Raw genomic sequence first — 13170 nt, forward strand, 5'->3', positions numbered from 1 at the left:
CGCCGCCGAACGACACCGGCCGCGCACCCGCCGTGGCGGATGCGCGGCCGGCGCGCGAGTCACTTGCCAAGCTTGCGGCGCTGCACCCGGGTCTTGCGCAGCAGCTTGCGGTGCTTCTTCTTCGACATCCGCTTGCGGCGCTTCTTGATGACCGAGCCCATGGGTGCTCCTCCTGTATCGACGCAGATCGCCCGCAACCGCACCACCGGGTGGCCTCGAGGCGGGCCGCCCGCGTACGGATACGCGGGACGGGCGACCGGTGGGAGTCGGCAGCCGGTTCGTCAGTCTACCGGGGCCGGTGCGGGCGCCCGGACGGGGGACTCAGCCCGCGTCGAAGTAGGCGTTGCGGAGGTAGTCCTCCACGGCCCGCTGCGGTACCCGGAACGACCGGCCGACCCGGGCGGCGGGCAGCTCACCCGAGTGCACCAGCCGGTACACGGTCATCTTCGAGACCCGCATCATCGAGGCGACCTCGGCCACGGTCAGGAACTGGACCTGGGCCGGACGCAGAGGCTCGGATCGTTCCGCCACCATCGGGCACCGCCTTCCTCCCCCGGTACGGGCCCCCGGACGCCCGGTGGTGGGGGATGCGCGTGCAGTCTACCGGGACGGCTGTGACGATCGGTCCGCCAGAGGGTGCCCCGATCGTGGCACATCTCGGCGCGTCAGGGTGTCATTGCGTCATCCGATGCGCTGATCGGGAGAATACGGAGGGCGATCGGCCCATCGGGGCCGGTGCGACGGGCCGTGCCGGTCAGCGGCCGAGCTCCACCGACCTGTCGTGCGCGGCGGTGACCGCGTCCGCGAGGGCGGACCGCACGCCGTGCCGCTCCAGCTCGCGCAGCGCGGCGGCCGTCGTACCGGCCGGGGAGGTGACGTTCTCCCGCAGCACCGCCGGGTGCTCGCCGGTCTCGCGCAGCATCCGGGCCGCGCCGAGCGCGGTCTGCACGGTGAGCTCGGTCGCCGCGGGCCGGGTCAGGCCGAGCGCCACCCCGGCCTCGATCATCGCCTCGGCGACCAGGAAGAAGTAGGCCGGGCCGGAGCCGGAGACGGCGGTGGCGGCGTCCTGTTTCGACTCGTCGATCCGCAGCACCGCGCCGACCGTGCCGAGCAGGCTCTCGGTCTCGGCGAGATGCTCGTCGCCGGCGTGGCTGCCGGCGGAGATCGCGCACATCGCCGCGCCGAGCAGCATCGGGGTGTTCGGCATGACCCGCACCACCGGGGTGCCGCCGGGCAGCGCCCCCTCGAACAGCGAGGTCGGCAGCCCGGCGCACAGGGAGACCACCAGCGCGCCCGGCTCGAGGGCGGGCGCGACCTCGCCGAGCAGCCCGACGACGTCCTGCGGCTTGACGGCGACGACGACCGTCCCGGCCCCACGGACGGCGTCGGCCACCGGGGCGGCGGTGATCCCGAGCGCGGCGGACAGCTCCTGCGCGCGGGCCGCCGACTTCTCCGCGACCACCAGCTCGCCCGGTTCCCGCCCGGCCGCCAGCAACCCGCCGAGCAGCGCCTCGCCGATCCGCCCGCCACCCAGTACCGCGATCCTCGAACCCATGGGCGCAACCCTAGGCGGCGTGCTCAGCGCTCCAGCGGTGCCAGTGCGAGCTGACGGGCCTGGCAGACGGTCCGCCCGGCGGCGTCGACGACGGTGACGTCCTCGTCGAACTGGGTGCCCGAGACGGTCCGGGACCGCGAGACGACCCGCAGCCAGCCCGGCGCGGGGCGGGCCCGCAGCAGCGCGGTGAGCTGCACGGTCGGGGCCCAGCCGGGCCGCCCGCCCAGGTTGAACACGGTCGGCGGCAGGATGTCGCCGGCCAGCAGCGCGAACAGCACGTCCGGTTCCTCGCCGCGCGGCCGCACCCAGCCGGTCATCTCCGGCGGGCCGGTCTCGCCCCGCAGGAACGGCAGCGCGGTCGCCGGGTACCGCAGGTCGCAGGCGGCGGCCAGGCCGCGCGCACCGCCCTCGGCCCGTGCCGGGTCCAGCGCGTCGGCGTCCGGCTCGGGCGCGAGCTCGGCGACGGTCTCCCAGCGCGGCTCGCCGTCGGGCAGGGCGCCCGCGGTGACCGTGGCGTGCAGCATCAGCCGGTCGTCCTGCTCCAGCCGGACCAGGACCGAGGAGATGGTGCGCCCGATCTTCAGCGGGGTCGCCGTCAGCTCGACCGGCCGCAGGTCCGGCGCCCGCAGGAAGTCCACCGACACGGCGAGCGGATCGGGGGCCGGGGCGCCGGCCGGCAGATCGGCCCGGAGCCGGGCGAGCGCCGCCTGCGCCATCAGCACCATCAGCAGGCCGCCGAAGGCCTTCGGGCCGACCGCCCAGACGTCGTCGAGACGGGCCCGGAACCGGCCGTCGCCGAGATCCTCGAGCCCCCTGGCGTCGGCGAACGGGCGTCCGGTGCGGAGCGCGGAACTGCTCATGCCGATCAGGCTAACCCGCCGGTTACCGACGGGTAAGGAGATCTCAGCGACGGGCGGACGGGATCGGCGCGGGATGCCGGGTCGGCGCCAGGTGCAGCCGGGCGAACAGCAGCGACTCGGCGAGCAGGCCGACCCGCTCCTGGCGGGTCCGGCAGCGCCGGGTCGACACCTCGAGCGCGACCGTGCCGCCGCGCCCGGCGAACCCGTCGTCGGCGAGCCGCTGGCAGACCTCGGCGCAGGGCTGCTCGCCCCGGCCCGGGACCAGGTGCTCGTCCTTCGCGGCGCCCGAGCCGTCGGTCAGGTGCAGGTGGGTGAGGCGCTCGCCCATCCGGTCCATCAGGCCGAGCGTGTCGACCCGGGCGGCGGCGGTGTGCGACAGGTCGAGGGTGTAGGCGCCGAAGCCGACCTCGGTCGGGTCGTGGCCGAGCGCGTACGGGACCGTGCTGATCGATCCGCGGGTCACCGGGAACATGTTCTCCACCGGCAGCGTGATCCCGCGGTACTCCTTCGCCCTGGCGACCTCGTCGGCGAACACCGACGCGTAGCGGCGCTGCCAGCGGAACGGCGGGTGCACCACGACGGTGCCGGCGCCGAACCGGGCGGCGACCTCGACGGTGCGCCGCAGCCGCTGCACCGGGTCCGCGCCCCAGACTCGCTGGGTGACGGCCAGGCACGGCGCGTGCACCGCGGTGACCGGGACGCCGTGCCGCTCCGCGAGGCGTTCGACCGCCCGCGGGTCCTGGCTGACCGGATCGGTCCAGATCATCAGCTCGACCCCGTCGTAGCTGAGATCGGCGGCGATCTCGAAGGCCGCGGCGACGCCCTCCGGGTAGACCGACGCGGTGGACAACAGGATCGGAGGGGTTCCGGGATAAGTGTGTGCGCGCGGACGGAAATAGGGTGCCACAATTCGTGGAGTCGCATCTCCGTCGCTCATCGTTACCGGTCCAGGAGCACCAGGAGCGCCGGGGACACCGTCAGCAGCAGGCCGACGAGGACCGCGAACAGGGTGGTCTTCAGGTCGTCGTTGCGCAGCAGGGCCCGCACGCCGAGCACCAGGCCGACGGTGAGCACCACCGCCGAGGCCAGCGCGACGATCGGGAACGAGAACCAGAGGAACCGGAACAGCACCCAGATCGCGGCACCGGCGACGGCGCCGCCGATCCACTGCGCGATCACCACCGCCCACGCCTGGCCGGTGCCCGCGGCGCCGGCGGCGGCCGCGTCGTCCAGACCGGCCGGCGGCTCGGCGCCGTCGGGATCGCCGGCATCGTCGTCGTCGGCCGGGCCGCGACGCCTGCCGCGCCGGCCGCCCGGGGCGTCGGCGCCGGTCCGGTCCTCGTGTCCGGGGGCGAACCGGTCGTGCTCCTCGGGGCAGTCGTCCCACGGTTGCGGGTCGTCCGGGCGTTCCGGGGCGAGCACGCCGGTGCGGCCGCCGTCGAAGCCGGCCTCCCGGTCGTCGGCGAACGGGTCGTAGGCACCGGTCGGCGGGCCGTCATCCACCGGGCCGCCGACCGGGGCCTGGCGGGCCCGGGCGCGACCGGTCGGCGACTCGTCGTCGTCCAGCGGCGGTGCGCCGAACTGGGTGGGCGGGCCGCCGTCGTCGTCCGGGTCGACGACCGGGCGGCGGGCGCCCAGCCTGCTGGTCGGGATCTCGTCCGGGTAGCCGCCGAAGGAGTCGGTGTCCGGGTGGCCCTGGGTGTCCGGGTAGCCGTTCGGCGGCGGGCCGCCCCGGTCCTCGTCGGGGCGCCCGGCGAAGCCCTGCGGGCGGCCGTGCGGCGGCGGGCCGTCGTCGGTGCGGCCGGGCCTGCCGTACACCTCCTCCGGGCGGCCTGCGCCGTTCGGGCCGGCGTACCCGGGCGGCGGGCCGCCACGGTGCAGATCGGGGGCGTGCCCGTTCGGGGCGTGCCCGTTCGGAACATGGCCGTTCGGCCGGTTCCCGGGGTGCGGCTCGGGGGTGTGCCCGTTCGGCCGGTGGCCGGGACCGCCCGGGACGAAGCCCTGCGGCGGGTGCCCGTTCGGTCCGCCGCTGCCGTTGGGTGCGTTCCCGTTCGGCACGAACGGATCGGGCCGCCGTCCGCCGGGGGCGCCGGGCCGGCCGCCCTCCACCGGGTCCGGCCGGCGGGCCGGCGGGAACGACGGGTGCTCGGCGAGCGGTGCGGGCGGACGCATCCGGTCCCCGCCCGCGGCCCCGCGCGGCGGCCCCTGCTCGGGGGGTGCCGGCGGCGCGCCGACTGCCGGCCCCGGCGCCGGGGCGCCGCCCGGCTCGTCGTCCTCCGAGGCACGGCGACGGCGGCGGCGCCCGGTCTGGGAGCCGCCGTTCGCCGCCAGCAGCTCGGCGACCGTCCGCTGGCGAGGCTCTCCGAATCCCGCGCTGTCCACACTCATCACGACCACCGTGCCCTGTGTGTTGTCAAGGGTCCAAGTCCGTCCGCGGAAGTCTGCGCCGAGCGGTCGTCCCCGTTCGTTCCGTCGAGCATGTCGAAGCGGCGCAGGATCACGCCCTCGCGCAACGCCCAGGGGCAGATGTCGAGCTCGGTGACACCCAGCGCGTCCATCGCGGCCTGGGCGACGATCGCGCCGGCGACCAGCTGGTGCGCCCGGCTGGCGCTCACGCCGTCCAGCTCGGCGAGGTCCGGCCCGGACATCCGGGTGATGAACGCGGAGAGCTGGCGCAGCCCGAGCGCGGTGAGGGTGCGGTGCGCGCGCGGCCCGGCGCTGGACGGCGCCGCGCCGGCGAGCCGGGCGAGCGTCCGGAAGGTCTTCGACGTCCCGACGGCCCGGTCCGGCCGGCCCGCCTCGCGCAGCCGCCCGGCGACCGGGGCGATCTCGTCGCGGACCCGCTCGGTCAGCGCGGCCACCTCGGCCCGCGACGGCGGATCGGAGGTGAACGCCTCCCGGGTCAGCCGGCCGGCTCCGAGCGGCACCGAGGCGGCGACGTCCGGGGTCTCGTCGCGGCCGACGGCCAGCTCCAGCGAGCCGCCGCCGATGTCGAGCACCAGCAGCCGCCCGGCGGACCAGCCGCACCAGCGGCGGACGGCGAGGAAGGTCCAGCGGGCCTCGTCCTCGCCGGGCAGCACCTCCAGCACCACGCCGGTCTCCCGCTGCACCTTCGCCAGCACCTCGGCCGAGTTGGTGGCGTCGCGCAGCGCGGAGGTGGCGAAGGCCATCAGGTCGTCGCAGCCCGCCTCGCGCGCGGTGTCCCGGGCCCGGTGCACGCTCTCCAGCAGCGCCTTGACCCCCTCCTTGCTCAACGCGCCCCGGCGGTCGAGGTGCTCGGCCAGCCGGAGCTGGTCCTTGTCGGAGGACATCGGCTTGGGATGGGCACCACGGTGGGCGTCCACCACCAGCAGGTGAACGGTGTTGGAACCCACGTCGAGGACGGCCAGTCGCACGCGCACAGGTTACCGAGCCGTTATCGACGGCCGGGCAACCCCATGGCTCGCTATCGTTACACGTCGAACTTGTAACCGAGCCCGCGCACCGTCACCAGGTGCTTCGGGTTGGACGGGTCGTCCTCCACCTTGGAGCGCAACCGCTTCACGTGGACGTCGAGGGTCTTGGTGTCGCCGACGTAGTCGGCGCCCCACACCCGGTCGATCAGCTGGGCCCTGGTGAGCACCCGGCCGACGTTGCGGAGCAGGTACTCGAGCAGGTCGAACTCCTTGAGCGGGAGCGCCACCTCGTCGCCGTTCACCGACACGACGTGCCGCTCGACGTCCATCCGGACCGGACCGGACTCGAGCACGCCGCTGCCGCCCTCGGCCTCGCCGGCGCCCTCGCCGCCGCGCCGCAGCACGGCGCGCACCCGGGCGATCAGCTCGCGCGCCGAGTAGGGCTTGGTGACGTAGTCGTCGGCGCCCAGCTCCAGCCCGACCACCTTGTCGATCTCGCTGTCCCGGGCGGTCACCATGATCACCGGGACGGCGGAGCGGGAGCGCAGCGCCTTGCACACGTCGGTGCCGCTCATGCCGGGGAGCATGAGGTCGAGCAGCACGATGTCGGCGCCGTTGCGGTCGAACTCGGACAGCGCGTCGTTGCCGTTCACCGCGACCGCCGTGGTGAAGCCCTCCTTGCGCAGCATGAACGCGAGCGGGTCGGCGAAGGACTCCTCGTCCTCCACGATCAGCACCCTGGTCATCTCATCCTCCGGTTGTCGCGGTCTGGGGGGCGAGCTCGGCGCCGGGGATCCCGAGCCGCGCGGGCAGCCGCACGGTGAAGGTCGATCCGGTGCCCGGGCGGCTCCACAGCCGCACCTCGCCGCCGTGGTTGGCGCAGACGTGCTTGACGATCGCCAGGCCGAGACCGGTCCCGCCGGTGGCCCGGGAGCGGGCCGGGTCGACCCGGAAGAACCGTTCGAACACCCGCTGCTGGTGCTCGGGGGCGATGCCGATCCCGCGATCGGTGACGGCGATCTCGACCGAGCCGTCGACCGCGCGCCGGCTCACCGACACCGACGAGTCGGCGGGCGAGTAGGCGATCGCGTTCTCGACCAGATTGGTCAGTGCGGTGACGAGCAGCGTCCGGTCGCCGTCGACGACCAGCCCGGACGGCGCGTCGGCGATGATCTCGACGCCGTGCGCCTCGGCCGAGTTGCGGCTGCGGGCGAGCGCCTCGCCGACGACGTCGTCGACCTCGACCGCGGCCAGCTCGGGCAGCCGCTCGGCGCCGGTCAGCCGGGACAGTGCGATCAGCTCGGACACCAGGTTGCCCATCCGGGTCGCCTCGAGGAGCAGCTTCTCGCCGAACCGGCGGACCTCGGCGGCGTCCTCACCGGAGCCGGCCGCGGGCTCCAGGCCGTCCAGCGAGTCGAGCAGTGCCTCGGCCAGCAGCGCGACGGCGCCGACCGGGGTCTTGAGCTCGTGGCTGACGTTCGCGACGAAGTCCCGGCGGGTCGCCTCCAGCCGGGCGATCTCGGAGGTGTCGACCGACTCGACCAGCGCGAAGCCGTCGCCCAGCGGGCGGATCCGGGCCTGCACCTCGACCGGCCCGCGCGGCGTGCGGTCCAGCGGCGAGAGGTCGACCTCGACCAGCCGGTCACCGGCCAGCACCCGCTGGCAGGCCGCCCAGGCCCGCGGGTCGAGCCGGTCGCCGGTGACCGCGCCGAGCGTGCCGGCCCGCGGATTGTGCAGCAGCACCTCGCCGCCGGCGCCGACCACGGCCAGCCCCGACGATGACGCGCGGAAGGTGCGGTGCAGCAGCTCGCCGAGCGTCGGGCCGCCCGGCTCCGCGCCCCGCGGGCGGAGCTCCGGATCGGGATCGTGGTCGGGGCGGCCGTGCGAGGACCGTCGCGCGAGCGCGAACCCGGCCAGCAGGCCCAGGCCGAGCGCGGCGGCCGCGATCAGCCACGCGAGCGTGGTCACGGCTGCATGGTAGGCAAGCGGGGGTGCCCTCTGGCCAGCGCCGACCCGCGAAGGTGACGCCCGCGACCCGGCCGGGCGACAGTGTTCGGCCCGCGTTCACCGCGGGTTCACGGGCGCCCCCGCCCGCGGCCTCAGCGGCCCTGGTTCGCCACCCCGGCGATCGCCTCCTGCGCCGCCGCCGGATCGAGGTAACGCCCGCCCGGGACGGTCGGCGACAGGTCGTCGTCGAGGTCGTAGACCAGCGGGATGCCGGTGGGGATGTTGAGGCCGGCGATGTCGGCGTCGGAGATGCCGTCCAGGTACTTGACGAGCGCCCGCAGCGAGTTGCCGTGCGCGGCGAGCAGCACGACCTTGCCGTCCCGAAGGTCGGGCACTACGGCCTCGGTCCAGTACGGCAGGAACCGGTCGACGACGTCGGCGAGGCACTCGGTGAGCGGCGCGTCGACGCCGGCGTAGCGCGGGTCGGCGTCCTGGGAGAACTCGGAGCCCTTCTCGATCGGCGGCGGCGGGGTGTCGTACGAGCGGCGCCAGAGCATGAACTGCTCCTCGCCGTACTCCTCCAGGGTCTGCTTCTTGTCCTTGCCCTGCAGGGCGCCGTAGTGGCGCTCGTTGAGCCGCCAGTCGCGGCGGACCGGGATCCAGTGCCGGTCGGCGGCGTCCAGCGCGAGATTGGCGGTGGAGATCGCGCGGCGCAGCAGCGAGGTGTGCACGACGTCGGGGGCGACGCCGGCCTCCTTCAGGAGCTCGCCGCCGCGGCGGGCCTCCGCCTCGCCCTGCGGGGAGAGCGGCACGTCCACCCACCCGGTGAACAGGTTCTTCGCGTTCCAGTCGCTCTGGCCGTGGCGCAACAGTACGAGGGTCGGCATGGGCCCAGCCTGCCACCCGCGCGCGGTGAGGTCCTCCCGCCGCGCACCGAACGTGTCCACCCGCACGTTCCCCCGGTACCGTCCCGGACGCCACCGACCGTTCCGACCGTTTCGCCCGGACCGCGCTGTCGTGACCGTCGCGTTCCCCGACCGGCAGGCGCGCCCGGCGGGCCGTCGGCAGCCGTGGACGCCGGCGATCTGGCCGGGCGCGTCGAGCGGCTCGCCGCGGCCCACGTCGGGCGCAGCACACCGGGTGCGGTGGTGGCCGTCGTCGACGCCGACGGTCCGCTGCTCCTCCGGGCGTGGGGGGACACCGGCGGCCCTGCTCCGCTGACCACCGGTTCGCCGCTGCCGGTCGCATCGCTGTCCGAGGTCGTGACCGCGCTGACGGCGTTGCGGCTGCCCCACGACGGCGTCACCTGCTGACCCACCACTCCGGGTTGACCGAGCCCCTCCTGATGCATCCCGATCCACCGGGCGGCCCCGGCGGCGTGGCCCCGCTGCTCGGGCCGTGGCTCCGGGAGCAGCCACCCGTGCTCGACCGCCCGGCCGGGGCCGGCCTGCACTACTCGCCGCTCGCGGGCCACGCGCTGCTCGGCGCGGCGATCGAACGGGCGACCGGGCTGCCGTTCGCCGAGGCGGCCCGGGCCCTGGTCCTCGGTCCGGCCGGTGCGACGACCGCGGACTTCCCGGCCGATCCCGCGTCGGCGGCGGTCGTGCCGGTGGTCGCGGACGGCGACGGCTGGTCCGCCGCGCCGTGGCCCGCCGTGCACGAACGGCCGGCGGCCGGGCTGACCTGGTCGGCCGCCGACGCCGCGGCGCTGCTGCACGCCCTGGTCGCCGACGACGGCCGGATCCCGGTTCCGGTCGTGTCCGAGGCGCTGGCCACCGCGGTCCGCCCGCCGCACGGGTACGAGGCGCTGCCGGGGCCCTGGCCGGAGCAGCCCCGGGTGGTGGACCCGGTTGGGGGTGTTCCAGGAGCGGCTGTTCGCCGACCGGGGCCCGGAACGGGCGCTGCGGACGCTGTCGTCGCGGGTCGTGGTCGGCCGCGACGGCGACGATCTGGTCATCGGGGACCGGCGCTACGCCCCGGCCCCGGGGAACCGGTGGTGCGATCCGGCCGGCTGCATCGCCGGGGTCCGCGCCGACGGTGGCGAGGTGCACCTGCTGCGCGGTGACCGCGCGATGCTGGAGCAGACGCTGGTGCCGGCCCCCTGGTGGTCCGACCGGGCCGTCGTCGGCCCGGTCCTGGTGGCCGGGGTGCTGGTGGACGGCCCTGCTCGCGCTCGTGGTGGGCGCCGCGCCCCAGGCGGTGCTGGTGACCTGGGCCTGGCCGGTCTGAGCCACCGCCCCGCCACCGTCCGGCCGGGCGGTCAGCCGGCCAGGTCCCGGAGCACGGCGCCCAGGGTGTCGGCGAGCAGGTCGATCTCCTCGTGGGTCACCACCAGCGGCGGCGACAGCCGGACGGTGGCGCCGTGGGTCTCCTTCGCCAGCACCCCACGGCGGGCCAGCTCCACGCACACCTCGCGGCCGGTGCCGATCGCGGGATCGACGTCGCAGCCGAACCAGAGCCCGATCCCGCGCACCGCGGTGAGCCCGGGCAGGGCGCGCAACCGCTCCCCCAGGCGGGCGCCGTGCGCGCGGGCGACGCCCTGGAACGAGCCGTCGGCGAGCAGCCCGCACACCGCGGAGCCGACCGCGGCGGCGAGCGGGTTCCCGCCGAAGGTGGAGCCGTGCTCACCGGGGCGCAGCACGCCGAGCACGTCGCGCCGCCCGACGACGGCACTGACCGGCAGGATCCCGCCGCCGAGCGCCTTGCCGAGGGTGTAGAGGTCGGCCTCGACGCCGAACAGGCCGGTGCACAGGGTGGCGCCGGCCCGGCCGAGCCCGGACTGGATCTCGTCGCAGATCAGCAGCACGTCGCGCTGCTCGGTGAGCCTGCGCACCTCGGCCAGGTAGCCGGTCGGCGGCAGGACCACCCCGGCCTCGCCCTGCACCGGCTCGACCAGCACGGCGACCGTGTCGTCGGTGAGCGCGGCGGCCAGCGCGGTGGCGTCGCCGTAGGGGACGCGATCGAACCCGGGTGCGAACGGGCCGAAGCCGTCGCGGGCGGCGGCGTCGTCGGAGAAGCCGACGATGGTCGTCGTCCGGCCGTGGAAGTTGCCGCCGGCGACGACGATCCGGGCCCGCCCGTCGGGCACCCCGCGGACCCGGTACCCCCAGGCCCTGGCGACCTTGATCGCGGACTCGACGGCCTCGGCGCCGGTGTTCATCGGGAGCACGGCGCCGGTGCCGGTGAGCTCGGCGAGATCGCGCTGGAAGGCCGGCAGCCGGTCGTTGTGGAACGCCCGCGCGGTGAGGGTGAGGGTGTCGAGCTGGCGGTGCGCGGCGGCGAGCAGCGCCGGGTGCCGGTGCCCGAAGTTCAGCGCCGAGTAGCCGGCGAGCGCGTCGAGGTAGCGGTTGCCGTCGACGTCGGTGACCCAGGCGCCGTGCCCCTCGGACAGCACGACGGGCAGCGGCGCGTAGGTGGCGACGCCGTACCGGTCGGCCAGCGCGATCTGCTCGTCGGTCCGGCCCGCGAGGGCGGTCATCGCCGGATCTCCAGGGTGGCGCACTTGATCCCGCCGCCGCCGCGGCGCAGCTCGGAGGTGTCGATGCCGACCGTGCCGAAGCCGCGCTCGGCGAGCTCGGCGGCGAACTTCTCGGCCTGCGGGGCGTGCACCACGGTGCGGCCGTCGGAGAAGCAGTTGAGCCCGAGCACCGCGGCGTCCGGCTCGGAGACGATCACCGCGTCCGGGAAGCGGAACCGCAGGACCTCCTGGGCGGCGTCGTCGAACGCGGACGGCAGGTAGGCCACCGAGCCGGGCCCGCCCGTCGGGTCGAGCACGGCGAACGCGGTGTCCAGGTGGTAGTAGCGCGGGTCGATCAGCCGCAGCCCGACGACCTCGCGGCCGAACACGCGGGCGGCCTCGTCGTGCGCCCGCGGATCGGTCCGGAACCCGGTGCCGGCGTAGATCGTGTCGCCGACCGCCAGCAGGTCGCCCTCGCCCTCGTTGACGTGCACGGCCTCGCGGACGTCGAGGCCGGCCGAGCCGAACCAGGCGCCGTAGGCGGGGCCCTCGGCGGCCCGCTCGGCGTGCCGGAACCGGGCGGTGAGCGCGATCCCGTCGATCACCGTGCCGCCGTTGGCGGCGTAGACCATGTCCGGCAGGCCGGGCAGCGGATCGATCAGCGCCACGTCGAACCCGAGATCGCAGTAGGCGGCGCGCAGGTTGCGCCACTGCGCCAGCGCCAGGGCGGCGTCGGTCGGCTGGTCCGGGCGCATCCACGGGTTGATCCGGTAGCTCACCGTGAAGTGGGTGGGCGGGCACATCAGCACCGAGACGGTCATGCGCACATCGTGTCGCGCCGACACCGTGCGTTTCCCACCATACCGCGCACGATCGGAGCGTTCTGTACCGATCTCGCGCACGGGGCTAGCGTCTGACGCCGTGGACGAGACCGACCGGCGGCTGCTGGACCTGTTGCGGGTGGACGGCCGGGCCGGCTGGGCCGAGCTCGGCGCGCGGATCGGGCTGTCGGCGTCGGCGGTGCGCCGCCGGGTGGACCGGCTCACCGAGCGCGGGATCATCCGCGGCTTCACCGTCGAGGTGGCACCGGACGCCGACGGCGACCCCGGCGTCGCCGCCTACGTCGAGCTGTTCTGCCGGGGCACGGTCGCCCCCGGCGAGCTGCAGCGGATGCTGTCGGCGGTGCCCGAGGTGGTCACCGCCGGGACGATCACCGGCGAGGCGGACGCGCTGGTGCTGCTCCGCTCCCGCGACGTCCGCTCGCTGGAGGACGCGCTGGAGCGGCTGCGGATGGCGCCGAACGTCGACCACACCCGGTCGGCGGTGGTGCTCACCTGGCTGGTGTCACGCTGAGCCACACCCGTTGAACTTCCGGACCCCCGGGCGTACCGTTCAAGTTGAGAGTTCAACTTCTTGGGAGCGACCATGCCCGTCCAGCGTCTCAACCACGCCGTGCTCTACGTCCGCGACGCCGCCCGCAGCGTCGCCTTCTACCGCGACGTGCTCGGCTTCCGCACGGTCGTCGAGCTCCCCGGCGGGCGCGGCGCCTTCCTGCAGGCGGCCGGCTCGACCAACGACCACGATCTCGCCGTGTTCGCGATCGGCGACCGGGCCGGGGCCTCGCAGGCCGGCCGGTCCACCGTCGGGCTGTACCACCTGGCCTGGGAGGTCGACACCCTCGGCGAACTGGCCGCCGTCGAGCAGCGGCTGCGCGGGGCCGGCGCCCTGGTCGGCACCTCCGATCACGGCTCCACCAAGGCGCTCTACGCGCACGACCCGGACGGGCTGGAGTTCGAGGTGTGCTGGCTGGTGCCCGCCGCACTGCTCGGCGACGACACCGACATGCGCACCGACCGGCTCGACCTGCCCGCCGAGATCGCCCGCTACGGCGCGGACACCCCGGGCGGGATCGGCGTGTCCGTCCCGGCGTAGCGTGCAGATGACCCCGGGTTAAGC

The 13170-nt window shown here is 75.4% G+C and carries 17 protein-coding genes; 5 read left to right on the plus strand and 12 right to left on the minus strand.

The window, feature by feature from the left end; all coding sequences use genetic code 11:
• Nucleotides 1-59: 59 nt before the first annotated feature.
• The 10 genes from ACVJO7_RS06945 to ACVJO7_RS06990 form a co-directional block, all read right to left on the minus strand.
• Complete coding sequence (locus ACVJO7_RS06945; protein WP_010241351.1) at nucleotides 60-161, minus strand: 30S ribosomal protein bS22; 102 nt, start codon at nucleotides 159-161, stop codon at nucleotides 60-62.
• A gap of 160 nt (nucleotides 162-321) precedes the next feature.
• Nucleotides 322-534 carry a helix-turn-helix domain-containing protein gene (locus tag ACVJO7_RS06950; RefSeq protein WP_085910614.1) on the minus strand — a complete coding sequence of 71 codons (213 nt, stop codon included), beginning with the start codon at nucleotides 532-534 and terminating at the stop codon, nucleotides 322-324.
• Between the two features lie 220 nt (nucleotides 535-754).
• Entirely contained in the window at nucleotides 755-1555 is an 801-nt protein-coding gene (gene proC / locus ACVJO7_RS06955) for a pyrroline-5-carboxylate reductase (RefSeq protein WP_491672164.1), read from the minus strand.
• 23 nt (nucleotides 1556-1578) lie between these two features.
• Nucleotides 1579-2415, minus strand: coding sequence for a thioesterase family protein (locus ACVJO7_RS06960; RefSeq protein ID WP_491672165.1), 837 nt, complete (start codon nucleotides 2413-2415; stop codon nucleotides 1579-1581).
• Between the two features lie 43 nt (nucleotides 2416-2458).
• On the minus strand, nucleotides 2459-3265 hold the full coding sequence (locus tag ACVJO7_RS06965; protein ID WP_344027009.1) for a sugar phosphate isomerase/epimerase family protein: 807 nt from the start codon (nucleotides 3263-3265) through the stop codon (nucleotides 2459-2461).
• A gap of 89 nt (nucleotides 3266-3354) precedes the next feature.
• On the minus strand, nucleotides 3355-4803 hold the full coding sequence (locus tag ACVJO7_RS06970) for a Yip1 family protein (RefSeq protein ID WP_491672166.1): 1449 nt from the start codon (nucleotides 4801-4803) through the stop codon (nucleotides 3355-3357).
• Entirely contained in the window at nucleotides 4803-5810 is a 1008-nt protein-coding gene (locus ACVJO7_RS06975) for a Ppx/GppA phosphatase family protein (RefSeq protein WP_491672167.1), read from the minus strand. The genes ACVJO7_RS06970 and ACVJO7_RS06975 overlap by 1 nt, the downstream gene beginning before the upstream one ends.
• 56 nt (nucleotides 5811-5866) lie before the next feature.
• On the minus strand, nucleotides 5867-6556 hold the full coding sequence (locus ACVJO7_RS06980; protein ID WP_344027003.1) for a winged helix-turn-helix domain-containing protein: 690 nt from the start codon (nucleotides 6554-6556) through the stop codon (nucleotides 5867-5869).
• Between the two features lies 1 nt (nucleotide 6557).
• Nucleotides 6558-7778, minus strand: coding sequence for a sensor histidine kinase (locus ACVJO7_RS06985; protein ID WP_491672168.1), 1221 nt, complete (start codon nucleotides 7776-7778; stop codon nucleotides 6558-6560).
• Nucleotides 7779-7909: 131 nt separating this feature from the next.
• The gene (locus tag ACVJO7_RS06990) at nucleotides 7910-8644 is read right to left on the minus strand and encodes a phosphoglyceromutase (protein WP_344026999.1); all 735 of its coding nucleotides are present in this window, start codon (nucleotides 8642-8644) and stop codon (nucleotides 7910-7912) included.
• 183 nt (nucleotides 8645-8827) lie between these two features.
• Between ACVJO7_RS06990 and ACVJO7_RS06995 the strand changes: the two genes are divergently transcribed.
• Genes ACVJO7_RS06995 through ACVJO7_RS07005 form a run of 3 tightly spaced genes read left to right on the plus strand, consistent with a single transcriptional unit; the run spans nucleotide 8828 to nucleotide 9986 of the window.
• Nucleotides 8828-9070, plus strand: coding sequence for a serine hydrolase (locus tag ACVJO7_RS06995; protein ID WP_491672169.1), 243 nt, complete (start codon nucleotides 8828-8830; stop codon nucleotides 9068-9070).
• Nucleotides 9071-9084: 14 nt separating this feature from the next.
• Nucleotides 9085-9822 carry a serine hydrolase gene (locus ACVJO7_RS07000; protein ID WP_491672170.1) on the plus strand — a complete coding sequence of 246 codons (738 nt, stop codon included), beginning with the start codon at nucleotides 9085-9087 and terminating at the stop codon, nucleotides 9820-9822.
• Complete coding sequence (locus tag ACVJO7_RS07005; protein ID WP_491672171.1) at nucleotides 9819-9986, plus strand: hypothetical protein; 168 nt, start codon at nucleotides 9819-9821, stop codon at nucleotides 9984-9986. The genes ACVJO7_RS07000 and ACVJO7_RS07005 overlap by 4 nt, the downstream gene beginning before the upstream one ends.
• A 31-nt stretch (nucleotides 9987-10017) precedes the next feature.
• Here the strand turns inward: ACVJO7_RS07005 and rocD are convergent, their stop codons facing one another.
• Both rocD and ddaH read right to left on the minus strand, forming a co-directional pair.
• Nucleotides 10018-11235 (minus strand): ornithine--oxo-acid transaminase, encoded by a 1218-nt coding sequence (rocD, locus tag ACVJO7_RS07010; protein ID WP_491672172.1) that lies wholly within the window; start codon nucleotides 11233-11235, stop codon nucleotides 10018-10020.
• Nucleotides 11232-12035 (minus strand): dimethylargininase, encoded by an 804-nt coding sequence (gene ddaH, locus ACVJO7_RS07015; RefSeq protein WP_491672173.1) that lies wholly within the window; start codon nucleotides 12033-12035, stop codon nucleotides 11232-11234. Before ddaH ends, rocD begins: the two co-directional genes overlap by 4 nt.
• A gap of 100 nt (nucleotides 12036-12135) precedes the next feature.
• On the opposite strand from ddaH, the gene ACVJO7_RS07020 reads away from it, so the two are divergent.
• Nucleotides 12136-12567: an Lrp/AsnC family transcriptional regulator gene (locus tag ACVJO7_RS07020; RefSeq protein WP_491672174.1), complete on the plus strand. Its 432-nt coding sequence runs from the start codon at nucleotides 12136-12138 to the stop codon at nucleotides 12565-12567.
• Between the two features lie 72 nt (nucleotides 12568-12639).
• A complete protein-coding gene (locus ACVJO7_RS07025) occupies nucleotides 12640-13146 on the plus strand; it encodes a VOC family protein (RefSeq protein ID WP_491672175.1) in 507 nt (168 codons plus the stop codon).
• The last annotated feature ends 24 nt before the right edge of the window (nucleotides 13147-13170 follow it).

The organism is Pseudonocardia sp. DxW (assembly GCF_058448985.1).

What these genes read in the sequence shown, in the direction of transcription:
- ACVJO7_RS07025 (WP_491672175.1), top strand. Translation starts at nt 12,640, where the DNA reads ATGCCCGTCCAGCGTCTCAACCACGCCGTGCTCTACGTCCGCGACGCC.
- ACVJO7_RS06960 (WP_491672165.1), bottom strand. Translation starts at nt 2,415, where the DNA reads ATGAGCAGTTCCGCGCTCCGCACCGGACGCCCGTTCGCCGACGCCAGG.
- ddaH (WP_491672173.1), bottom strand. Translation starts at nt 12,035, where the DNA reads ATGACCGTCTCGGTGCTGATGTGCCCGCCCACCCACTTCACGGTGAGC.
- ACVJO7_RS06970 (WP_491672166.1), bottom strand. Translation starts at nt 4,803, where the DNA reads ATGAGTGTGGACAGCGCGGGATTCGGAGAGCCTCGCCAGCGGACGGTC.
- ACVJO7_RS06990 (WP_344026999.1), bottom strand. Translation starts at nt 8,644, where the DNA reads ATGCCGACCCTCGTACTGTTGCGCCACGGCCAGAGCGACTGGAACGCG.
- proC (WP_491672164.1), bottom strand. Translation starts at nt 1,555, where the DNA reads ATGGGTTCGAGGATCGCGGTACTGGGTGGCGGGCGGATCGGCGAGGCG.
- ACVJO7_RS06950 (WP_085910614.1), bottom strand. Translation starts at nt 534, where the DNA reads ATGGTGGCGGAACGATCCGAGCCTCTGCGTCCGGCCCAGGTCCAGTTC.
- rocD (WP_491672172.1), bottom strand. Translation starts at nt 11,235, where the DNA reads ATGACCGCCCTCGCGGGCCGGACCGACGAGCAGATCGCGCTGGCCGAC.
- ACVJO7_RS06945 (WP_010241351.1), bottom strand. Translation starts at nt 161, where the DNA reads ATGGGCTCGGTCATCAAGAAGCGCCGCAAGCGGATGTCGAAGAAGAAG.
- ACVJO7_RS06980 (WP_344027003.1), bottom strand. Translation starts at nt 6,556, where the DNA reads ATGACCAGGGTGCTGATCGTGGAGGACGAGGAGTCCTTCGCCGACCCG.